Here is a 21,168-nt window from a genome sequence, read left to right on the forward strand (position 1 = left end):
AGAAGTGACGAAATGACGCCTGTGAACAACGCAATTAGGAGGCTTTAATGAAGCGCCTTATTCTATCTGTTTTGACTGTCTTTATCGCCGCTGTAGGTTTTGAGGTGAGGGCTGAAGGTAAGAACGTGCAACTGACGTCCCTGGACTGGCCGCCCTATACCTCGGAAGGTCTGGCCAACCAGGGCGCTAGTGCGGCGGTGGCCAAAGAGGCGTTCGCCGCCATGGGTTACACGTTGGAAGTGAAATTCTACCCCTGGAAGCGCGCCGTGGCCCTGGCCAAGAACGATCCGGCCTATGACGGCTATTTCCCTGAGTACTACGCCAAAGAGCTGGAAGACGACTTTATCCTGTCCGAGCCGATGGGCTCAGGCCCTTTGGGTTTCGCCCAACGCAAAAATCATCAGATTGACTGGTCAGCGCTGCCGGACCTCGCCAAATATCGCATCGGCGTGGTCAGCGGTTATGTGAATACCGCTGAGTTTGACGACATGGTGGCCAACAAACAGCTCAATGCGAGCGAGGCGGGAGATGACGTGAAGAACCTGATGAAACTGGTCTCAGATCGCATTGATTTGGCGGTCATCGACAAAAACGTCATGAAATACCTGTTATCCACTGAGGCGAGCCTTAAATCCGCCGCGGGCGCGATTGAGTTCAACCCGACCTTACTGGAAGACAAAAAGCTCTATATCTGCTTCAAAAAAGGCCCTCGTGGGGAAGAGCTCGCCAAGGTGTTCAGCGAGGGCCTGAAAAAGATCGACGTCGATAAAATCATGCAGGGATATTTTTAAGCCTGCTTTTGTCTCCGGGATAAGCCTCAGGAGAGATGAGGCGTTTCCTGCGGTCCCGCCGCCAGCTCCATGCCTGGGATTCGGCTCCAGTAACCATTGCTGTGGTTGAGCTGGTATGGCAGGACTTTGTCCTGCTCCTGTTTGAGCGCCAGCGCTAAACTCTCTGCGACCCGCAGGGTATCCTGCGACTCAGGGCTCAGACGAATCACATTCACGCCTGCATGCTGCAGATCGCGCCACTGATTCAGCAGGTGATAACACTTGCCGGACTGCGTCTGAATGCCGTTGAGGTTGAACAAGGTTTCGCCTTCCTGGCTTCGTGTGGGAATGCCTTGTGGGTATTTCTTGCAGACGAAACGACAGTCGTCCTTGGGCAATCCTTCCGATCGTGCTGTGAAGCAACGGGCGGAGAGCGCAAGGGGGAGATGACCGTAGGCGAATAACTCAGTTTCAATGGGGGAGGCGAGACTCCCCAGAATGCCTTCCAGGGCGTGACGGCTGATTTCTACGGGCGGCGTCCAGCGTTTAGCGCCTGCTTGTCGCATGATTTCCAGCGCTGGCGCGTTATAGATATTCAGGTAAGGGCCGGCGATGAAAGGCCTTCCGGCTTCCGACATCAGGTGCGCCGCCGCCATGTCATTGGCTTCCACGCTCAGGCGTTCGTTTGCATTGGCCGCTTTGCAGATAGCGCGCAGGGACTTTAATTCCGACTCGGCTTCTATCAACGCCAGGGTGGAAAGCGCGACTTCTTTTCCGGCATCGAGCAGTGAATCGGCGATGTCCAGCCAGTCGCGCAAGTTCATCTCCCGGCGCTTGGAGCAGACAGTTTCTCCGAGATAGACAATATCGACCGGCGCGGCGGCGACCTGGGAATAGAATTGAACGACCATGTCTTTTGGCCAGAAATAAGGCAGGGGACCCAGAGAGATTTTCATATTACTGCGCCTTCTGTTGGTGGTTCGGGCATACGCGACCTGAGGTATGCGCCCGCTGATTTACTGCCAGGGACGGGAATACGCGCCCAATGTGGTTTGCGCGCCCTCTGACAGCGCCTGTAACGCCTCCAGCCAATCTTGCTGACAACGAAACGCCGCAGGTTCGCGCTGGAAGCAATCCAGGGCCTGACGCCAGGTGGACACGACCTGTGCGACATAAGACGGGCTGCGCTGTCGGCCTTCTATCTTCACCGCCTTGACGCCGGTCGCGGCGAGTTCTGGAATGAGATCGAGGGTATTCAGGCTGGTCGGCTCTTCAAAAACATGAAAAGCATGGCTGTCGCCGGCGTCAAAGCGTCCCTTGCATAAAGTGGGATAACCGGCGTTTTCGTCCGCTTCGAAGCGATCAATGAGAGAGCCGTTTAGGCGGGACTCCAGGCGTCCGTCTTTCTGTTCCCACTTTACGAACTTGGCGGGCGAGCAGGCGCCGCTGTTGTTGGGCGATTCGCCGGTCATGTAGGACGACATATAGCAGCGTCCCTCGGCCATGATGCAAAGGCTGCCGAAAGCGAAGACTTCCAGATCAACCGGGCTTTGCGACGCCACCTGACGCACCTGCGGCAAGGACAATACTCTGGGCAGGACAGCTCGTTTGATATTGAAACGGTTGTGATAGAAGCGCAGCGCTTCATAGTTGGTGGCGGAGCCCTGTACGGAGAGATGCAGGTTCAGCTGGGGATACTGGCGGGCGGCGTAATCCATGACGCCGATATCGGCGGCGATCAGCGCGTCCGCCTGTAATCCGGCGACTTTATCCACCGCGTTGCGCCAGCGCTCCCAACCTTGTGACTGCGCATAGGTATTGATGGCGACGAAGAGCTTCACGCCACGGTCGCGGGCGTAAGCCAGCGCTTGTTGAGCCTTGGCGTCGTCGAAATTCAGCCCGGCGAAATGACGGGCGTTGGTATCGTCTTTGAATCCGATGTAAACAGCGTCGGCGCCGTTATCCACGGCGGCGCGAAGAGCGGGAGGACTTCCCGCCGGACAAACCAGCTCCATTGCATACTCCCAGGGCGGCAAATGCGGGTAAGGTAGCAAAAGCGCTGTGTGGGGGATTTGATGGAAATCAATATGCCCCGGGTCCTGAGTCTATTTAATAACGGCGACTAAACGCTGCGACAAGGGAGACAGGTATTCATGTTCAAAAGCCCGCTGCAATTATCCAAAGAACTCGCCGCCGCGTTGCCGGCGCTGACAGATGTGGTGCGCCGGCCGGGACGCTATCTACTGCATCCCTTGGCGCGAACGCCGTTTCCGCTCCAGGCCGCGCTTATTCGCAAGCTCCTGCAGGACGGTTTCGGTGAGGCGATCAGAGAAGGAGAGTTCGACTCTCTTATCCATCGCTGGGTCAAAGTGACGGTGGTGGATTTGGAGCTGAGCTGGAGCCTGAGTCTTGGTGAGGATCGCTCCATCAGAGTGGCGCGGACGGAAACGGCGGATACGGAAATCCGGGGCGATTCCGCCGCCTTCGCCTTGATTGCGGGTCGCAAGATGGACCCGGATACGCTGTTTTTTCAACGCCGGATTGTAATTCTCGGAGATACGGAGCTGGGCCATGAGATGAAGAATCTGTTGGATACCGGCGATCTCAACGACCTGTCTGCGCCCGTCCATAAGCTGTTGGAGCTGGCTTCCTCCCTCGCTGCTTATTGGGAAGCCTCCAAACGGGATCTGGCGGCGGCGCTGAGCTATAAAATTCCCGTTACGCCGCAAACCTCCTGACGTCTGAAAACCCGCGTCAGAAAAATGCCAGCCAGGCTCCGACGCCGATCATTAAGGTCCCAGCGATACGGTTCAACAAGCGGACGTTATCGCCTTGCAGCAGGAAGTGGCGCAGCGTGCGGCCGCCGCTGGCGTATAACACCAGGCAGAAAAATTCCACAATCAACAGGATGGACACCAAGGTCGCCAATTGCGGCGCCATTGGGGCGTCGGTTGAAATGAAGGGCGGCAACAGCGACACCATGAACGCCCAGCCCTTGGGGTTGGAAATCGCCGTCACAAAGCCCTGTGTAGCCAGCTCTGTAGGGCTGGCGACGCGGGAGTCCTCCATCTTCTCGGGAATGGCCATTTTGCCCCGGGACAGCCACATCTGTACGCCAAGGTAGGCGAGGTAAGCGCCCCCGACGTACTTAAGCACGGAGAACACCTGCGGATACTGCAGCATCAAAGTGGCGACGCCTACGACAGAGGCGACGGAGACAATGCCGACGCCGATCAATTCGCCCCACATCATCCAGAACGTACGCTTCAAACCAATGCTTAATCCCATGGTCAACGCCAGCGTCATGCACATGCCCGGGGTGGCGGACACAAACAGGCAGGTGGAGAGAAACACCAGAAACACGGAATAGTCGGTCATACAGCGGTCGTCCTGAAAGCGATGGTCTAGCGGATGGCGTTAGGGGAATAAATCAGAAAAGCCATTATCAGGCAAGCCGGAGCCGCCCGATAATTGCTTTTTTCAATAGGGCTCCGGCGCTGGCGGGCGCCGGAGGCTAAGAGGGAAAGGTCAGGCGTGGGACAGTTCGCCGTCTACGTCCTCCTGTTTTTCGACCAGACTGTGGTCCGTGCCCAGGATCATGTACATGGTGGGCACTACAAACAGCGTGAAGATCGTGCCGATGGACAGGCCGGAAGCAATCACCAGACCGATATCGAAACGACTGACGGCGCCGGCGCCGCTGGCGAACAGCAGAGGCAGCACGCCCACCACCATCGCGGCGGTGGTCATCAGAATCGCCCGCAGACGAATGCCGGCGGCCTGTTCGATGGCCTCACGCTTGCTCAGTCCCTGTTCCACCTGCAACTGGTTAGCGAACTCCACAATCAAGATGCCGTGTTTAGTGATCAAGCCAATCAGCGTCACCAGACCGATCTGAGTGTAGATATTCACTGACGTCACACCAAAGGCGATGGGAATCAACGCGCCCAGCAACGACATCGGCACGCTCACCAGAATGATGAACGGATCGCGGAAGCTCTCGAACTGCGCCGCCAGCACCAGATAGATCATCAACAGGGCGAAAAAGAAGGTGAAGATCAGCGCGCTGCCTTCCTGCTTGTACTGTCGGGACTGTCCGGCGTACTCATATCCATAGCCCTGCGGGAAGATGGTCTGCGCCTTCTGGTCCAGGAAGTCCAATGCTTCGCCCAGACTGATTCCGGGCGTCATGACGCCTTCCACCACCATGGAGTTCAACTGCTGGAACTGCCCGCGCTTATTTGGCTCCGCGCCTTTGGAGACTTCCGCGATGGTTGAGAGCGGAATCAGCTCGCCGGAAGCGGTGCGCACGTAGTAGTCGTCCAGTTGCTCAGCTGTGGCGCGGTATTCCCGCAGCACTTGTGGAATCACCTTGTAACTGCGGCCTTCCACGCTGAAGCGGGTGGTGTAGCCGCCGCTCAACATGGTCGCCAGAGCTGCGCCGATATCCTGCATGCTGATGCCCAGTTCCGCCGCCTTGCTGCGGTTGATGGAGATATGCGCGGTAGGCTTGTCGAACTTCAGGTCGGAATTAACGAACAGGAACTTGCCACTCTTGCGCGCTTCCGCCAGCAGCTCTTGACCCAGCTCATACAGCACCTTGTAATCCTGCGCGGTGGTGATAACGAACTGTACAGGCAGGCCGCTGGAGCCGGGCAGGGTGGGCAGGTTGAAGGAGACCGATTGATAACCGGCGATATCCCCCATGCGCTGCTGCATGATGGGAACCAGCTCCATCTGACTGCGCTCACGCTCTCCCCAGGTTTTCAGGATCATGCCGGAGAACATGCTGTTGGCGGAACCGTTGGCGCCTTGCACGATGAAGTAATCGTTTCTCTCATCAAAGGTCTCAATGGTTTTGATGACTTCATCGGTATAGGCGGCCACGTAGTCATGAGTGGCGCTCACCGGCGCGGTGGACATGCTGAAGATGATGCCCTGATCTTCGTCCCTGGCCAGCTCTTTGTTGGACAGCTGATACAGGTAAAAACAGCTCACCAGCATCGTCAGCACCATCACCAGCGTGACCGGGCGATAATTGAGCGCGTTATGCAGGCGACGCTGGTAGGCGCCTCTGAGCTTTTCAAATATCTCATCCAGCCAGATCGCCATCTTGCTGTTGGTTTCCGTCATCAGCTTGGAGCACATCATCGGCGACAATGTCAACGCAATGACGCCCGAGATGATCACCGCCCCCGCCAGGGCAAAGGCGAACTCTTTGAACAGGCCGCCCGTCAGTCCCCCGAGGAAGCCAATCGGCGCGTACACCGCCGCCAGGGTCAGGGTCATGGAAATGACCGGCGTGGCGATTTCCCGGGCGCCAATGATGGCGGCCTTGAACGGCGACAGGCCTTCATCGATATGGCGGTGAATGTTCTCCACTACCACGATGGCGTCGTCCACCACCAGACCGATAGCAAGCACCATCGCCAGCAGGGTCAGCAGGTTGATGGAGTAGCCCAGCGCCAGCATGAAGAAGCAAACGCCCACCAGAGACAGCGGGATAGTCACCACCGGAATCATTACGGCGCGCAAAGAGCCCAGGAACAAAAAGATGACGAATATAACGATGACCGTCGCTTCGCCAACCGTCTTGATTACTTCGTTGATGGAGTCGCGAATGAACTTGGTGGCGTCATAAGCCACTTTGACGTTCAGTGCGCTGGGCAACTGCTTCTCAAGCGCTGGCATCAGATCGTAGATATTGTCGATGACTTCCAACGGGTTGGCGGCGGGCAGGGACGTAATGGCGACAAACACGGCGCGGTTGCCGTTGAAGTACACCGCTGAATCGTCGCTTTCCGCATCCAGCTCAATGGTGGCGACATCCTGCAGACGCACCAGGGTGGCGTCATCTCGTTTCACCACTAACTGCTGGAATTCCTGCACGCTGTGCAAGTCCGTATCGGCGGTGATATTGGCGGTGATGTACTGGCCTTTAGTCGCGCCGGCGGCGGACAGAAAGCTGTTGGAGCCGACGGCGCGGGCGACATCCTGAGGCGTCAGGTCGAAGGCCGCCAGCTTCTGCGGATTCAGCCAGACGCGCATGGCGAATGTTTTGCCCCCGAGAATTTCCGCTTTGGCCACGCCATCGGCGGTTTCCAGTTGCGGCTGCACCACGCGCTTCAGGTAGTCGGTGATCTGCGCTTCGCTCATGTCCTGGCTGAAGAAGCTGACGTACATGAGCGCGGTGGTGCCGGCGGTGGACTTCTGAATCACCGGCTCTTCCGCATCCGCTGGCAGCTGACGGCGCGCCTCCGCCACTTTGGAGAGAATCTCCGTCATCGCGGTGCTGGAGTCAAAGCCCAGTTTCAGGTGCACTTCCACCAGACTGGAGCCCTGGTTGCTGGAAGAGGTCAGATAGTCGATCCCCTCGGCGCTCGCCACGGCCTGTTGAATGGGCGAAGTGATGAACCCCGACACCAGTTCAGAACTGGCGCCAGGATAAGCGGTGGAAATATTGATGACCGCATTTTCCAATTGCGGGTATTGCCTCACCTGCAGAGTCTTCAGGGCGTTGAGGCCCAATAGCAGGATAATCAGGCTGACGACGGACGCCAGCACCGGACGGCGTATGAATATATCGGTAAAACGCATAGGCTTCTCCTTGTTTACCGGTGCGGATCAGCGCAGTTCCACGTTGTTGTTGATCTTCACGCGGGAGCCGTTCTGCAATTTGAGCTGACCGGCGGTGACCACGGACTCGCCGGGCTCCAGCCCTTTGGTGATTTCAGTCCAGTTGTTCTGCGACAGCCCCGTTTCAACATAGCGGCGCTCGACCACCAGATTTTCCTGGGTGTCTTTGGTGGCGGCCTGATCTTCTGCGGACGCCTTGCTGATCACGAATACAGAGGTGCCGTACAGCTTGGCTTCCAGGGCAGTGGAGGGAACTGTAATCACATCGCGCTCGGAGCCCAGCAACAGCTTCACTTCCGCGAACATGCCGGGACGCAACGCCTGGTCGGAATTCTCGAAAGTCGCCTGGATAGTGAAATTTCGGGTTTGCTGGTCCACGCGGGCGTCGATGGCGGTGACCTTGCCGTTGAACGTGCGTTCAGGAAACGCCGCCACCTTGGCTTCCACCTGCAGGCCGTTATGCACTTGGCTGAACAGTTGCTCAGGTAAAGCAAAATTGACGTATACCCGAGACAGGTCCTGTAAGGTGACAATCGGCGTTCCTGGTTGCACATACTCGCCAAGATTGACCTTACGGATGCCTAATGTGCCTTTGAACGGCGCGCGAATGCTTTTCTTGTTGATGCGGGCGCGCTGGCTTTCCACCTGCGCCTGTGCATTCTTTAACTGCGCGCGGCTGGTTTCGAAATCCAGGCTGCTGGCGACATTGCGCTCTAAAAGCTTCTGATCGCGTTTGTAGGTGGCTTCCGCGAGTTCTGCAGAGGCCTGCATCCCTTTTATTTCCGCTACATCCACATCAGTATCCAGTTGCACCAGCAGATCGCCGGCGTTGACCTGCGCGCCGGACGAAATCGGCATGGATTTGATGACGCCTGCTTCTTCGGAAGTCACCGTCACCTGCTGCACGGCGACAACGTTACCGATGGAGCTGTAGAAAGGCGTCCATTTCTCCGTGCGGGCGCTCTCTGAGGAAACGGTGACCGGCGGGGGCTGAAAGTTGGCGAAATATTCGCCCATCATTTTCGGCTTCAGATAGCCCAGGAAGTAGAAAATTCCACCGAAGACGACAGCAAGTACGACAATCATTATCGTCATGCGTTTAGCCATGAAGTTCTCCCTTTATGATTACTTGTATATGTCCGAGTCCGGCCGGAAGGCGGCCGGGAAAAGTTGTATGCTGGCGATGGGGTTGGGGCGTTGCCCCGAGGTTCGTTGATTGCAATCGCTGAGTTCCGGTTCTTCCTGATCCTGCTGAATTGTAAGTGCTTTTCGCGAATGTTCCTGAATAAAGGCGAAGCCGCCCTATGTTAGCGGATAAAACATGGTTGTCACCTCTAGTCATTATTAAATACGGGTAATTCCTGCGGTTTCATCTAGAAGGACATCGAAAATTATCGCAAAATGCCGAGTCTCATAGGACGAAGCAATTTCATCACCTGACTCTATATTTCGGATAGCCATTTCAACCTGATGCATTTAATAAGGTGTTTAGCTAGTTTCACATTTTTTCTGGCCGTTTCCGGACTTGCACACGCCATCGACATTCCGTTTTTTTCAGACAAACTCAAATATGAAGTTGTGGTGGAGGATAACGAGAAGCTGAAATCCTTGGTGGAGGACGAGCTGGATCGCCAACGGGATGAGAACCTCACGCTCAAGCAGTACACCAACCCGGTCAAAATCGCCCGCTACGAAAAAGACATCATTCAACGTCTGCTGCGTTCGCAGGGATATTACGCGGGAGCCGTGGAATACCGCCTCAAGGAAGATGACAAGGGCGTGACCTATCTGCTGACTCCGGGCCCCTTGTACAAAGTGCAAAAAATCACTTTCGACGTGCCTGACGGGTTCAAGATGCCCAGAGCTTCCACGTGGCCTTTGCGAGAGGGGCGCGCGCTGGTGGCTTCCAATGTGCTGGACACTCAGGACGCGCTGAAAAAATATATTCAGGAAAACGCCTGCTTTTACGAAGTGAAGCTCAGCTATGTGGCGGAAGTGAATCACGCCGATCATTCCGCGACGGTGTCTTATCGCATGGAGCCCAGTCCCAGCGTCAACTTCGGCGAGATCGCTGTCTCCGGTCTGACGTCCGTCAAAGAAGAATATCTGCGCACAAAACTGGGATATCAACCAGGACAATGCTTCAACCGCGCCCGTGTGGATCAGGCGCGTTTGAATCTGCTCAAAACCAACCTGATTGCGCGCATCGAAACGAATATCGCCCAACCGGAGAACGGACGCGTCGATACCTCCTTCAACTTGCAGGAGCGCAACCACCGCACGCGCAAAGCGGGGGTCGGTTACAGCACGGATGAAGGGATTGGGCTATCGCTGGGTTGGGAACATCGTAATATTCTTGGCGCAGGCGAGAAGATCGAAGTAGGCGGACGCGTGTCTCAGGTGCGTCGCACTGTGGAAGGCGAGCTGACGCTGCCTAACTTTTTTCGTGATGATCAAAGCGCCATTCTTAACGGCGACCTGACCAAGAAGGAATTGGACGCCTACGATTCCCTTAGTGCTCAGACCAGTTTTACGATCAAGCGTCAGTTCACGGATATCCTGTCCGGCTCCATCGGCGCGCAGCTGAAATACAGTGAAGTCACCGACGAAGGCGTGACCGATGAGTTTGGTCTAGTGTCTTTTCCATTCACCTTGAAGCTGGATACGACCGACAATCTCCTCGATCCGCGCAAAGGGTTTATTCTTACCGCTGGCGTTCAGCCATACATTGATACCCTGGAAACCTCCCGCCGCTTTGTGAAAACCACTTTCTCCGCCAGTACGTATCTGACTGCTGACTCCTTTTACTGGGAGCCCACTTTGGCGTTACGGGCGGCGACAGGAACTATCTCCGGACAGTCAACGGGCGATATACCCGCTGACGAGCGCTTTTATGTAGGCGGCGGCGGCTCCGTGCGCGGATACCCATATCAGTCACTGAGCCGAATCACTGACGATGATCCATTTGGCGGCAGCTCGTTTAACGAAGTCTCCGTGGAAACTCGCTTTCGCTTCTCCGAGAGCTGGGGCGCTGTGCTCTTTGTAGACGGGGGCTTCGCTTTTGACGACGCCAACTTGCAGCCAGGAGAAGAACTGAAATGGGGAACGGGAATCGGCTTGCGCTACTTCACTTTCTTCGCGCCCATCCGTTTTGACGTTGGCGTACCTCTCAGTCCCAGGGATGGAGTGGATGACAACTTTCAGTTGTACATCAGCATAGGGCAGGCCTTCTGATGCTGCGCAAATGGTGGGTGCGTTGGCCGGCTCATTTTTTCTCCCTGATCATGAGTCTGATTGTATTCATGCTGCTGCTGGCGGTGACTTTCGTCGGCAGCGAAAGCGGGCGCGTCTGGCTGCTGGGTAAAGGCCTGCCGCTGGCGTTGAAAGGCTCTCCCATTCGAATTGAAGTCGAAGACGTTGGTAGCCCGGACCTTGGTCACTGGAGTTTTGGGCTGCTGGAAGTCTATCTCAACGATAAGCAACTGGTGCGGGCGCGGGCCCTGGATCTGCAGGTAGACATCAACAGTCTGTTCGCCCAGCGGGTGCACGTGGACAATCTGTCGGCGGATGATTTGTACATCAACCTGGTGGACACGCTGCCAGAGTCCAGCGAGGAAGAAGAGGCTCCGCCGGAGTCTGGAACTACGGCAATGTGGCCGGTGGCGCTGGATGAATTGTCGCTGCTGCGTCTGAAAGTAAAAGCGCCGGGCATGGAAGATATTCCCGCTGCGAAGATTCATGGTTCCGGCACACTGTACTGGACGGATGTTCCCCTAACGTTAGAGCTGAACGCCGGGACGCTTGAGGAAAAGCCCGCGCAGATTGCGGTCGCCACGCAATGGGATGAACAGAAACGGCTGACATTGACCGCAATGTTGAATGAGCCGGCTGGCGGCTGGCTGGGCGGATTGGCGAAAATGCCCGCCTGGCAGGCGCTGGATGTGGAATTGAAAGCTGTGGTGGCGCAGTCCGAACCCTCAGATCAGGCGACCAGCGGCGCACAGGGCGGTCCGACTTACGGCATCGATCTGCAACAACTGAAAGCCCCGTTGTTCGGCCACAGCTTGCACGCATCCGGAAAAGTGGATGTGAATCTGGATGCGTTTCTGGTGCAAACCGCAGGACTGGATATCTATATTGATCAGCGCCTGCAAAAGGTTCGCGGGCGGGTGACGGATGAAGAGCTGGACGCGCAGGTGGACATCGATCGCTTTCCGCTGGATGTGCTGGCGCCCTGGACCAAAGATTTCAGCACCGGTAACGCCAGCGCCAGTCTACGTGCGACGGGCTCACTGAATGACCCGCAAGCCTCGGGTAGCGCCAGCGTGCGCACCAACTTTAGCGGCAAGCCCTTGATCGCCTCCGTGCGCGGCAGTGGCGGCAAAGAAAAGATTGTCATCGACTCCCTCACCGCCAGCCTGGACGAGTTGCAGGCGCAGGCCAGCGGAACGGTGGACCTCGCGGCGGAATTACTGAATATTCGCGTCACCCGGGCGCAGACGCCGTTAAGCTATCTGAGTTTGTTGGATATTGCGCCGCCGGAAGGGCTGGAGCTGTTCGCGGAAGCGAGCGACGTCACTGTGACCGGCCCCTATGTGTCGCCCAGCTATGAAGGGCGGGTGTCTGCTCGCGGCTCCTACCTGGATTTGCCTTTTACGGTGCAGGGCGGCGTGAAAGGCGGCATAGACTCCGTCACGCTGCGCGACGCCCGCGTCAACACTGGGGAGGCCTGGGTGACGGCTGCAGGCAAGATCGACTGGAGCAAATCTCTTCTCGACCTGAGCGCCAAGGGCGGCAAAATCCCGCTGGACCTGCTTAGTAAACTGGAAATCGAGCTGCCGCCTGAACTGGGACCCACACTGGTTGGCGTCGACGCCAAAGTGAAAGGCAAGTTCACCAAGCCGGAGTTCTCCGGCGTGGCGCAGGCGGCGGGCAGCTTCAAATCGCAAGCCTTTGCGGTGAGTGCGAACCTGTCCGGCTCTCCCGATGTATTGAACTTCCGCTCATTTCGCGCCGAATTGCCCCGCGCGCAACCTAAAGATAGCGATGCGGCCGCAAGCCAGGCCGAGCTGGCCACGCTGGAAGGCTCCGGGCGGGTCAATATCGCCAAAAGTACGCTTAATCTGGATGTAGTGGCGCATAAACTGCCGTATTCACTGGCTGCATTGGCGGATGTGGCGTTGCCGCCTGAACTGAGCGGCGACCTGGACGCAGATTTACACGTGGAAGGCGCGTTTACCGATCCCAAAGTCAGTGGACGCCTGCACACCGCGGGTCGCTATTCGACCTTGCCGTTTGAGGTGACTGGCGAAGGCGAGGGCGGAACGCAGGGGGTGGATGTTTCCTCCTTGACCGCGAATCTGGGTGATGCCGGGCGTATCGATCTGTCTGGCTGGTGGCGACCCACCGGGTTTGACGTCTCGCTGAACGGCTCCGGTGTGAACACGAAGAGTTTGCAGGCGTTGGGATGGCAAATGCAGCATGGGGTGTTGAATACGGATTTGCGATTGCAGGGTTCGCTGCAGCAACCCAAAGTGGACGGTTATGTCGCCTACGCCACAGAAATCGAAGGGATGGACGACAAAGGACGAAAGCAAAAATATCCGTTGCAGTTGCATACTGATATCGCCACACAGGAAAACGAAACCTTGTCGCTGGTGACAGTGATCAAGAAAGACGATACGCAGACCGGCAGAGTGAAGCTGGATATTAACGCGCGCACATATCTGGATTTCTTCAACCAACTGCAGGGCGAGCTGGATGTGCGTAAGATTCCGCTGGATGTGGCGGTGGCCGGTAACCTGGAGACACGTTGGCTCAATTTTCTGCTGGACCCGGATATTCACCGCTTCTCCGGCGACCTGAATCTGAACCTGTCTGCGCAAGGCGTTCTTGGCGATCCTCTGTTAAATGGCGATTTGAAACTGCAGGATGGTTTTTACGAAAACCGCATCACCAGCACTTTATTTAAAGACGCTCAGGCCAATCTGGCGTTTTCCGGCCGGAAAATGACCATGAGCGACAGCTCCGCCAGCGATGGCGGCTCCGGCAAGCTGGAGCTGCTTGGCCATGTGGACTGGAGTGAACTGAAGGGCGGTGAAGAAAGTGACGACAAGCCGATAGAACTGCAGCTGGTCGCCACCAACGCCAGTATTCTGCGTCGCTCCGATATGGAAGGGGCGGTATCCGGGAAGCTGACGCTGGAAGGAGACTTCAAAAACCTGCTGCTTAGCGGAAAAGTGGAAGTGTTGCCGTTCGCGATGATGCTGGACGCGGCGCTGGGCCGTGATATTCCGGAGATTGAAGTACGCGAGGTGGCTAAAGAAGTGCTGGAGGAAGACAGCATCCTGCCTTTGCCCAAGGTCGCTCTGGATATTCGTCTGGTCGTTAATCAACAGGCTTTTTTACGTGGGCGTGGCTTGGAAGCGGAACTGAAAGGCCGGGTGTTCGCCAAAGGGCCCCTGGAGTCCGCCTCCTATCGCGGCAACTTTGAAACCCTGCGCGGCACCTTTGAGGTCTTCGGTAAGAAATTCGATCTGCAGGAAGGGGAGGTGTTGTTTGAGAACGACAGCTTCACCATGTTTATCGTGGGCGTCTACACCAGCAAGGACACGGAATATCGTGCGGAACTGTCCGGGTCGCTGGCGTCGCTGAAGGTGAATCTGAGCTCGAACCCGCCCTTACCGGAAGATGAAATCCTGTCGCAGCTCATGTTCGGCAAGTCCGTGCGCAACATCACGCCGATTCAGGCGTATCGCCTGGCGGCGGCGGTGCAGACGCTGCGTGGGGAAGGCGGCAGTTTCTTTGATCCCATCGCCACCACCCGCGATTTGCTGGGGGTCGACACGCTGTCCGTCGACACACAGGAAACCGATAACGGCAGCGGCGTGTCCGTCGGCGTGGGCAAATATCTGACTGAACGCGTCTATCTGGAGCTGGAGCGAACCCCAGATCCAGCGCAGCCGTGGAAAGGCTCCGTCGAGGTGGAGTTGAACCCCAACCTCAACCTGGAGACGACCACTGGCGGACAGTCCGGCTTTGGCGGAGTCGAACTACAGTGGAAGCAGGACTACTGACGCCAGGATGGCGACAAAGCCTGTAATCAATGATGTTTCTGATGCTTGTCGTTTTCTTTTTTCAGCACGACATAGACGCCGCCGAAGAATGCGATGGTCATGCCTACTACCAGTAAACCCGCGATGATGGTTTCGTCGATGTACATAATGGATCTCCAACTTGGCTGATCGATAATAACGTGATCTTTAGTTGGATTATGGCGAGGGTCCGCCATGGCGAGTTTGACTCAGGTCAACCTCTCCCGGCGGCCATCTCCCTGGTAACGCTTATATTGACCGGGGTCAATTCCGGTCAGCCATTCGACTCGCCGATTGTTGCGGCGCCCCCAGGATGCCGGCTTTGAAGTCCTGACTGACCGGGTAGTCGCCAATCCAGATGGACAGAATGGCGTCGAACAGCTTCTTGCCTGGAATGACGCCGCGGTCATGCCCGTCCAGCCAGACTTGCGCCCCGACGCCGGGGATATATTCCACGACGGCGGTGTCTCCTTTTTCCAGCTTTTGATCGAACATATGCACCATCTGCTCGATCTCCACACGGATGTCCTCCGCCTGCTGCTTGCTGATATTCAGACGCATGCCTTCGTAAAAGGCGTCTGCGATCTTGCGGCCGCGCACGTCTCGCAGCATGGTGAACTCCATGCGCCGGTAACCTTCATCGGCAAGCAGAGCTGGCGCTTCGTGAGTCGTGCGCTCCACATATAAGGCGCCGACATAAACATCGACAAAGACCAGAAAGCGGCGCGTAGCGGCTCCATTCAAGGAAAGTGAAGGGCGATCGCCCTCCGGCGGCAGGGACTCAGGAACTTCCACGCCTTGCAGCGTCACCGCAAAGGACGGCTTGGTCAGACTCAACAAGACGATAAACAGCATCGACGATAGCGTTGGGGATATGCTCATTGTGGCGCCTCTTTGCCCTTGGGTCTGCGACAGCATTCATGCAGGCCCCGGCGCCAGGGTTTGTTATAACTTTATAGATTCCCGGCGCGACAGGTTGATGGACGTATTTGTTTTTATAACGTCAGGGCTTTCCAGGCATGGCTGCCCGGGCTGTTCTGACTGAATGTTGAACAGTGTTACACAAAGATACAAAGATTGAGTGGATGCTGATCACATTTTCATCTGTGTTGGTAGGTCTTTTTATATAGTCCGTTGTCGGGGCGACATTATTTTCCCAACTCTTCGTAAAGGTTAGAAAAAAGAGGCTGGCGGGCTTAAAATAGCGGGCTTTAGCAACCTCAAGCCACCGCAACGCGACAGAGTCCCCCATGTATATTGACTTCCAGCAATTAGAAGCGACCAAAATCTATCATTGGATGACGCAGACCATCATCCCTCGTCCCATTGCATGGGCGCTGACCCGCAATGAGGATGGAGGTATGAATCTGGCGCCGTTCTCCTATTTCACCGCGATTTCCAGCGCGCCTCCCACCATCGCCATTTCCATCGGTAAAAAGCCCAGCGGAGAGCTGAAAGATACGCGCAGCAATTTACAGGTTGGCGCGCCCTGCACGGTGCATATCGCTGGTCGCGAAATGGCGCAGGCGGTGACGGACTCGTCCCGGACGCTGCCTTATGGCGAGTCCGAGCTGCAAGGGCTTAATCTGTCATTGGTGGACTTCGAAGGTTTTGAATTGAGCAGATTGGCGGAATGTCGGTTGGCGTTTGGGTGCCGGGTGCAGGAAGTGGTGGAGCTGGGCAGCGTACCCCAGGCGATGGTGCTGCTCAATATCGAAAAACTGTTTGTGGACGATAGCGTGATGACGACGGACGCCAAAGGCCGTCACAAAGTGGACGCAATGCAGGTGAACCCGCTGTCCCGTCTGGGGGCGGATGAATACGCCACATTGGGCGAAGTTATCAGTATTCCGAGGCCCGCATGAGTCAGTTAAGCAATCCCAGCCAAGCGCTGTTACGCCAACGTGAGCATTTGAGCGGCCGGATACTTTTGTGCTCGCCGCCCGCAGACGCCATTGCTGCGGACCTGCGCCAGACTGGCGCAGAGGTCAGCGTTCTGAGTTGGGATCACACGGCGGTGAACGCCTGCCGGAACGCCGTAGCGGAAGAGCGGTTATTTACGGATCTGGCGTTGCCTGCTGACGCGCAATGGGATCAGATCGCCCTGTTTATGCCGAAGGCCAGAGAAATGCTGGATCTGATGCTATCCGTTGTCGCGCCGGCATTGAAACACGCACAGCATATCTGGCTGGTGGGCGAAAAGCGCGAAGGCGTGGAGAGCGCCGCCAAGCGTCTGGCGAAAGAAGGCTGGGACGCCACCAAGGTGGACTCGGCGCGCCATTGTCAGGTTTGGCAACTGACGCCAGCGAATGATTGGCGGCCGCAACAGGACGAGTTCTGGCGCGCCTACGAACTCACTCAGGAGAAAGTAGGCACCCTGAAACTCTTCACGCTGCCGGGAGTCTTCAGCGCGGGCCGTCTGGATGAGGGAACGCAAGTGCTGCTGGAGTCTCTGCCGGAGTTGCGCGGGCGGCGTTTTCTGGATTTCGGCTGCGGCTGCGGCGTTATTGGAACGACTTTGAAGAAGCGCTATCCCAAAGCATCGGTAGAGCTGACGGATATCAATCTGCTGGCGCTGAAAAGCGCGACGCGCACGGCTGAAGCCAACAGCGCGGAGCTGAATATCTATGCGTCAGACGGGCTTGCTGAGGTGCAGCCCGGCGTAGACGCCATTGTCACTAACCCGCCGTTTCATCAGGGGGTGAAGCAAGATACTCGCATCACTCAGCAGTTTCTGCACGATTGCGCTCGCGTGCTTAAGCCGGGAGGCTCACTAACCCTGGTGGCGAACCGTTTCCTGCCATACCCGGACTGGATTGAAGCCCATGTTGGGCCGGTGCGGGTTCTATTCGAGAACAGCCGATTCAAGGTGTACCATGCCGTCAGATAATGTATGGCGCTCCGGGGGCGGGGAAGTGGACGCGCAAAGCCGCTGGCGTCGTAAGTTGATTGTCGGCGAGGCGGTGGCGGATGCGTCTACCTGGCTGGCCGCGCAGACCGGTCTGTCGAAGCAGAAGGTTAAAGACGCTATGCTGAAAGGCGCCGTCTGGTGGAAGCGCGGCGGCAAGCCGCAGAAGCGTCTGCGCAGAGCCAAATCTGCATTGGCGGTCGGCGACGTGCTGGAGCTGAATTACGATCCTCAGATTCTCGCGTTGAACAGTCCGCAGCCCACATTGGTGGCGGATCATGACGCTTATTCCATCTGGTGCAAACCCGCCGGGCTCCTGACGCAGGGCTCTGAATGGGGCGACCATTGCAGCCTGCTGCGCATGGTGGAACTGCATTTCCAAAGCAAGCGACAGGTGTTCCTGCTGCATCGCCTGGATCGCGAGGCCATGGGATTGGTGATCATTGCCCATAATAAAGCGGCGGCTGGGCGGTTTGGCGCGCTGCTGCAGAATAATGCGTTGGATAAGTTCTATCTGGCGCGGGTAAAAGGGCGACTTGCGCAAGAGCAGGGGGAAATCGACTTCCCTGTGGACGGCAAAGCAGCGTTGAGCTATTACCAGGTCCAGCATTATGACGAAGCGACGGATTCCTGTCTGGTGCGGGTCAAACTGATCACGGGACGCAAACATCAGATTCGACGCCATTTTGCAGATCTGGGGCATCCCTTATTGGGCGATCCGCGTTATGGTTCCGGCAACAAGCACGAGGACGGTTTGATGCTGGCGGCGATGGAACTGGCGTTTAACTGTCCCATGCGCCGCCGGGGCATGCGAGTAATTATGCCGGAGGGGTTGCTTCCGGCTTGGGCTCATCAGTGCTGACAGGCGCTTGGGCGGCGATGGCGTCATGATTGGGGCAGAAATCGGGAACCCCAAGATTGGCGTTTTCCTGTTGCAGGTGTTCACCACAGTGAGCTTTTTCGGAACAGTTGCGACAGTTTTGAATGGCTTTGAACACCTCGACGGAAGACGAGCCCCGAACATAATGCGCGGTGTCGACGCCTTTCTGTTTCAGCATCTGGCCCAGGCGCTCTTGTTCCACCCGGTTGGCCAGCCCGTTGTAATACAGGTCCGCTGTGCGTGAATTGCGAAAAATAAACGCCAGCACCATCATGGTTGGCAGCATAAATACAGCGGCGACGGCCATCCAGATAATGGTTATTTTCATCATTGCCATACTCCGTGCTCAGGTAAACAGGGTCTGATATAAGCATAGATTAGATTGCTTCCTGGGGGAGAAGGCTGTCCGAAATCAAGAAAAGAGTCACAGATGAGTATCGCTAACGAAAACCCTAACGCCAGGCCCATAGTGGTGCTTGGGCCCACCGCCTGCGGAAAGACCCGGCTCGCCGTAGGGCTGGCGCGCGCCATGGGGGGAGAGGTGGTGTCTGCGGATTCCCGGCAGGTGTTTCGGGGTATGGATATTGGAACCGGCAAGGATTTGCAGGATTACGGCGATACCCCTTATCACCTGATCGACGTTGTTGATCCGGGGACTCCGTTCAGCCTGTTTGACTACCTCAGTTTCGTGCAGCGGACACTCGATGATCTGGAAACAAGAGAGAAACGCCCTATAATCGCCGGCGGCTCTGGGTTGTATCTGGATGCGATCCTGCGTGGTTATCGACTGGTTGAAGCGCCTGTCGACCCGCTGCTGCGGGAACGGCTCAAACATCACGATCAAGAGCGACTGAATGCACTGCTGGCCTCATTGAGACCCTTGCATAACACCACTGACACCCAGGACCGTGAGCGCACGCTGCGGGCGATTGAGATTGCCTACGCAGAGCTGAATGAAGACAGTCCCAGTGTGCAGATCAGTATCGATCCTGTCGTGATCGGGTTGCACTGCGACAGTGACCGATTGCGCACCCGCATTCGCGAACGTCTGGAAACTCGTCTGGACGAAGGCTTGATTGACGAAGTGGAAAGCCTCCGGGCGGCGGGTTTGAGTTGGCGGCAGTTGGATGAGCTGGGATTAGAGTACCGCTATGTCGCGTTGTATCTGCAGGAGCAGCTTAACCGCAATGACATGATGCAAAAGCTGGCGTCCGCGATATATCTCTTCGCCCGCCAGCAAGTGAAATGGTTCCGTCGCATGGAGCGTCAGGGCGTCGCCATCCACTGGCTGGAGGCGGACGACGCGCCATTGGACGCCGCCCTAGGGTTATTGCGGCGCTGATGTCAGAGCGGCCACTTACCAACAGCGACGCAGATGACGATGAGTCCCAGGCACAGATTGGCCAGCACCGCCTGTCGCACCTGATTTAGCGCGGCGCCGGCTTCGCTCCAGGTTTTTTCCAGCGTGCAGGTCTTCAGCTTGCGAAAGGGAAAGAAAAACACCCCAACGAAGATCAGCGTCATCGCCAGTGCGCCGCCCAGCATGACATGTACATACAACGGCGGTTTACTACCCCACAGCGCGAGCATGCCCACGCCGGAGCCCCAGAGCGTCAGCACGGCGATCCACACCCACCGGAAAAAGCGGGTCAGCACTTCCGACCACAATGGCAGACGCTGAGGCGGCTGCAATTGCTCCGCCGCAGTAGGGCGCAGAATGAAATAGGCGAAAAACATACCGCCGACCCAGCCCAGGGCCGCTAGAACATGAAGTATTTTAAGTAGCGAAAGCATGGTGAAGCGTATCCTTGTTGCATTGAAGCGATTGATATTGCGGCGACGTTTTTTCGAAGGCTTTTCAATAACCTGTCGAGGGCTTTGTGCGCAGTAGTGGTATTATACGCGTCAACATCAATCTCGATTCAACAGTAAGTTCCCAAAATGCAAGAAGATTCAAAGGGTTCCCCGGGGCACAACTTCGACGAACTGAAAGAGCGCTTTCAGAATAATATTTACGGCACCCCCAAAGGGCGCTTGCGACTGGATCTGATCAACGAAGACCTGGATGCCCATTTGGCGGAACAATTGGGAGAGGGCGCCTGGCGAGTTTTAGATATCGGCTGCGGCGCGGCGATGATCAGCGGACGCCTGGCGCAGGCGGGACATCGCCTGACTTTGACCGACCTGTCCGCGGATATGCTGACAGCGGCCCGCGCCAATCTGGAGTCTCTGGGAGCGGCGCAGGCCTGCGAGGAATGGCGTGAAGGCGCGATGCAGGAGGTTCTGCCGCAACTCCAGGGGCCCTATGACCTGATAATCGTCCACGCAGTGCTGGAGTGGATGGACGACCCTCGCCCCGCCCTGGATCTGGCGCTAAGCAAGTTACGCAGCGGCGGCGTGCTGTCCCTGGCTTTCTATAACCGCAATAGCCTGATTTACCGCAATCTGCTGCAGGGCAATTTCCGCAAACTCAAGAAGAATAACTGGAGCCACCGTAAAGGCGGCCTGACGCCACAGAATCCACTTGATCCCGATGAGGTCTACGGCTGGTTGGAGCAGGCGGACATGAGACAGGTATGCAAACGAGGCATCCGCACTTTTTACGACTTCATGCAAAAACACGTCGCCCTGGAACGCAGCTATGAAGACGTACTGGAAATGGAGCGCGCCCACTCCCAGAAAGAACCCTACCTCTCCCTGGGCCGGTATATTCATGTGTTGTATCGGAAGGAGTAGACGCATGAAATAGGTCGGGTGCCATCTACGTGGAGTGTTACATGACTTGCCCGCGCGCTCCCAAGGGGAGCTACTGTTTGCACAGCGCTAAAGGGTCGTAAAGCTGGAAATTTTTCCTCTGGTGTATATAATCTCGCCGCATCC

General features: G+C 56.7%; 18 protein-coding genes. 9 read left to right on the forward strand and 9 right to left on the reverse strand.

Annotation, left to right across the window (positions count from 1 at the left end; translation table 11 throughout):
- Nucleotides 1-47: 47 nt before the first annotated feature.
- A complete protein-coding gene (locus tag ACQYWX_RS10385) occupies nucleotides 48-791 on the forward strand; it encodes a substrate-binding periplasmic protein (RefSeq protein WP_431688699.1) in 744 nt (247 codons plus the stop codon).
- A gap of 26 nt (nucleotides 792-817) precedes the next feature.
- On the opposite strand, the gene ACQYWX_RS10390 is transcribed toward ACQYWX_RS10385, so the two are convergent.
- Together ACQYWX_RS10390 and ubiU are read right to left on the reverse strand one after the other, a co-directional pair.
- Nucleotides 818-1,726, reverse strand: a complete 909-nt coding sequence (locus ACQYWX_RS10390; RefSeq protein WP_431688700.1) for a U32 family peptidase — start codon at nucleotides 1,724-1,726, stop codon at nucleotides 818-820.
- 60 nt (nucleotides 1,727-1,786) lie between these two features.
- Nucleotides 1,787-2,785 (reverse strand): ubiquinone anaerobic biosynthesis protein UbiU, encoded by a 999-nt coding sequence (gene ubiU / locus ACQYWX_RS10395; RefSeq protein ID WP_431688701.1) that lies wholly within the window; start codon nucleotides 2,783-2,785, stop codon nucleotides 1,787-1,789.
- A 138-nt stretch (nucleotides 2,786-2,923) separates the two neighbouring features.
- On the opposite strand from ubiU, the gene ubiT reads away from it, so the two are divergent.
- Nucleotides 2,924-3,508, forward strand: coding sequence for a ubiquinone anaerobic biosynthesis accessory factor UbiT (gene ubiT, locus ACQYWX_RS10400; protein ID WP_431688702.1), 585 nt, complete (start codon nucleotides 2,924-2,926; stop codon nucleotides 3,506-3,508).
- A 16-nt stretch (nucleotides 3,509-3,524) separates the two neighbouring features.
- Here ubiT and ACQYWX_RS10405 read toward each other — a convergent pair whose 3' ends face one another.
- The 3 genes from ACQYWX_RS10405 to ACQYWX_RS10415 all read right to left on the reverse strand — a co-directional run bounded on the left by ACQYWX_RS10405 (nucleotide 3,525) and on the right by ACQYWX_RS10415 (nucleotide 8,513).
- On the reverse strand, nucleotides 3,525-4,148 hold the full coding sequence (locus tag ACQYWX_RS10405; RefSeq protein ID WP_216739076.1) for a LysE family translocator: 624 nt from the start codon (nucleotides 4,146-4,148) through the stop codon (nucleotides 3,525-3,527).
- A gap of 150 nt (nucleotides 4,149-4,298) precedes the next feature.
- On the reverse strand, nucleotides 4,299-7,367 hold the full coding sequence (locus ACQYWX_RS10410; protein ID WP_431688703.1) for an efflux RND transporter permease subunit: 3,069 nt from the start codon (nucleotides 7,365-7,367) through the stop codon (nucleotides 4,299-4,301).
- A gap of 27 nt (nucleotides 7,368-7,394) precedes the next feature.
- Complete coding sequence (locus tag ACQYWX_RS10415; protein ID WP_431688704.1) at nucleotides 7,395-8,513, reverse strand: efflux RND transporter periplasmic adaptor subunit; 1,119 nt, start codon at nucleotides 8,511-8,513, stop codon at nucleotides 7,395-7,397.
- Between the two features lie 474 nt (nucleotides 8,514-8,987).
- Between ACQYWX_RS10415 and ACQYWX_RS10420 the strand changes: the two genes are divergently transcribed.
- Complete coding sequence (locus ACQYWX_RS10420) at nucleotides 8,988-10,640, forward strand: autotransporter assembly complex protein TamA (RefSeq protein ID WP_431688705.1); 1,653 nt, start codon at nucleotides 8,988-8,990, stop codon at nucleotides 10,638-10,640.
- Entirely contained in the window at nucleotides 10,640-14,482 is a 3,843-nt protein-coding gene (locus tag ACQYWX_RS10425) for a translocation/assembly module TamB domain-containing protein (protein ID WP_431688706.1), read from the forward strand. The genes ACQYWX_RS10420 and ACQYWX_RS10425 overlap by 1 nt, the downstream gene beginning before the upstream one ends.
- Before the next feature lie 26 nt (nucleotides 14,483-14,508).
- Here the strand turns inward: ACQYWX_RS10425 and ccoM are convergent, their stop codons facing one another.
- The gene (ccoM, locus tag ACQYWX_RS10430; protein WP_279508102.1) at nucleotides 14,509-14,628 is read right to left on the reverse strand and encodes a cytochrome c oxidase subunit CcoM; all 120 of its coding nucleotides are present in this window, start codon (nucleotides 14,626-14,628) and stop codon (nucleotides 14,509-14,511) included.
- Between the two features lie 136 nt (nucleotides 14,629-14,764).
- On the reverse strand, nucleotides 14,765-15,382 hold the full coding sequence (locus tag ACQYWX_RS10435; RefSeq protein WP_431688707.1) for a chalcone isomerase family protein: 618 nt from the start codon (nucleotides 15,380-15,382) through the stop codon (nucleotides 14,765-14,767).
- A gap of 368 nt (nucleotides 15,383-15,750) precedes the next feature.
- Between ACQYWX_RS10435 and ACQYWX_RS10440 the strand changes: the two genes are divergently transcribed.
- From ACQYWX_RS10440 to ACQYWX_RS10450, 3 genes are read left to right on the forward strand one after another with little or no spacing between them, the layout of a single operon-like run.
- Nucleotides 15,751-16,365 carry a flavin reductase family protein gene (locus ACQYWX_RS10440; RefSeq protein ID WP_216739082.1) on the forward strand — a complete coding sequence of 205 codons (615 nt, stop codon included), beginning with the start codon at nucleotides 15,751-15,753 and terminating at the stop codon, nucleotides 16,363-16,365.
- The gene (locus tag ACQYWX_RS10445) at nucleotides 16,362-17,390 is read left to right on the forward strand and encodes a methyltransferase (protein ID WP_431688708.1); all 1,029 of its coding nucleotides are present in this window, start codon (nucleotides 16,362-16,364) and stop codon (nucleotides 17,388-17,390) included. The genes ACQYWX_RS10440 and ACQYWX_RS10445 overlap by 4 nt, the downstream gene beginning before the upstream one ends.
- Nucleotides 17,377-18,270, forward strand: coding sequence for an RluA family pseudouridine synthase (locus ACQYWX_RS10450; RefSeq protein ID WP_431688709.1), 894 nt, complete (start codon nucleotides 17,377-17,379; stop codon nucleotides 18,268-18,270). The genes ACQYWX_RS10445 and ACQYWX_RS10450 overlap by 14 nt, the downstream gene beginning before the upstream one ends.
- Here ACQYWX_RS10450 and ACQYWX_RS10455 read toward each other — a convergent pair.
- Entirely contained in the window at nucleotides 18,227-18,619 is a 393-nt protein-coding gene (locus ACQYWX_RS10455; protein WP_431688710.1) for a DUF6455 family protein, read from the reverse strand. The two genes, ACQYWX_RS10450 and ACQYWX_RS10455, sit on opposite strands and share 44 nt — an antisense overlap.
- 99 nt (nucleotides 18,620-18,718) lie before the next feature.
- Between ACQYWX_RS10455 and miaA the strand changes: the two genes are divergently transcribed.
- Entirely contained in the window at nucleotides 18,719-19,630 is a 912-nt protein-coding gene (gene miaA / locus ACQYWX_RS10460) for a tRNA (adenosine(37)-N6)-dimethylallyltransferase MiaA (protein ID WP_431688711.1), read from the forward strand.
- A gap of 2 nt (nucleotides 19,631-19,632) precedes the next feature.
- Here miaA and ACQYWX_RS10465 read toward each other — a convergent pair whose 3' ends face one another.
- Nucleotides 19,633-20,082 carry a CopD family protein gene (locus tag ACQYWX_RS10465; RefSeq protein WP_279508113.1) on the reverse strand — a complete coding sequence of 150 codons (450 nt, stop codon included), beginning with the start codon at nucleotides 20,080-20,082 and terminating at the stop codon, nucleotides 19,633-19,635.
- A 147-nt stretch (nucleotides 20,083-20,229) separates the two neighbouring features.
- Between ACQYWX_RS10465 and ACQYWX_RS10470 the strand changes: the two genes are divergently transcribed.
- Nucleotides 20,230-21,024, forward strand: a complete 795-nt coding sequence (locus tag ACQYWX_RS10470) for a methyltransferase (RefSeq protein WP_431688712.1) — start codon at nucleotides 20,230-20,232, stop codon at nucleotides 21,022-21,024.
- Nucleotides 21,025-21,168: the final 144 nt, after the last annotated feature.

It is taken from the genome of Hahella sp. NBU794 (assembly GCF_050749805.1).
Lineage (GTDB): Bacteria > Pseudomonadota > Gammaproteobacteria > Pseudomonadales > Oleiphilaceae > Hahella.

Bases quoted from the DNA above. Each gene is read 5' to 3' on its own strand.
- ACQYWX_RS10415 (WP_431688704.1), bottom strand. From the start codon at position 8,513: ATGGCTAAACGCATGACGATAATGATTGTCGTACTTGCTGTCGTCTTC.
- ACQYWX_RS10450 (WP_431688709.1), top strand. From the start codon at position 17,377: ATGCCGTCAGATAATGTATGGCGCTCCGGGGGCGGGGAAGTGGACGCG.
- ubiU (WP_431688701.1), bottom strand. From the start codon at position 2,785: ATGGAGCTGGTTTGTCCGGCGGGAAGTCCTCCCGCTCTTCGCGCCGCC.
- ACQYWX_RS10385 (WP_431688699.1), top strand. From the start codon at position 48: ATGAAGCGCCTTATTCTATCTGTTTTGACTGTCTTTATCGCCGCTGTA.
- ACQYWX_RS10425 (WP_431688706.1), top strand. From the start codon at position 10,640: ATGCTGCGCAAATGGTGGGTGCGTTGGCCGGCTCATTTTTTCTCCCTG.
- ACQYWX_RS10390 (WP_431688700.1), bottom strand. From the start codon at position 1,726: ATGAAAATCTCTCTGGGTCCCCTGCCTTATTTCTGGCCAAAAGACATG.
- miaA (WP_431688711.1), top strand. From the start codon at position 18,719: ATGAGTATCGCTAACGAAAACCCTAACGCCAGGCCCATAGTGGTGCTT.
- ACQYWX_RS10445 (WP_431688708.1), top strand. From the start codon at position 16,362: ATGAGTCAGTTAAGCAATCCCAGCCAAGCGCTGTTACGCCAACGTGAG.
- ubiT (WP_431688702.1), top strand. From the start codon at position 2,924: ATGTTCAAAAGCCCGCTGCAATTATCCAAAGAACTCGCCGCCGCGTTG.
- ccoM (WP_279508102.1), bottom strand. From the start codon at position 14,628: ATGTACATCGACGAAACCATCATCGCGGGTTTACTGGTAGTAGGCATG.
- ACQYWX_RS10465 (WP_279508113.1), bottom strand. From the start codon at position 20,082: ATGCTTTCGCTACTTAAAATACTTCATGTTCTAGCGGCCCTGGGCTGG.
- ACQYWX_RS10470 (WP_431688712.1), top strand. From the start codon at position 20,230: ATGCAAGAAGATTCAAAGGGTTCCCCGGGGCACAACTTCGACGAACTG.
- ACQYWX_RS10435 (WP_431688707.1), bottom strand. From the start codon at position 15,382: ATGAGCATATCCCCAACGCTATCGTCGATGCTGTTTATCGTCTTGTTG.
- ACQYWX_RS10455 (WP_431688710.1), bottom strand. From the start codon at position 18,619: ATGATGAAAATAACCATTATCTGGATGGCCGTCGCCGCTGTATTTATG.
- ACQYWX_RS10405 (WP_216739076.1), bottom strand. From the start codon at position 4,148: ATGACCGACTATTCCGTGTTTCTGGTGTTTCTCTCCACCTGCCTGTTT.
- ACQYWX_RS10410 (WP_431688703.1), bottom strand. From the start codon at position 7,367: ATGCGTTTTACCGATATATTCATACGCCGTCCGGTGCTGGCGTCCGTC.
- ACQYWX_RS10440 (WP_216739082.1), top strand. From the start codon at position 15,751: ATGTATATTGACTTCCAGCAATTAGAAGCGACCAAAATCTATCATTGG.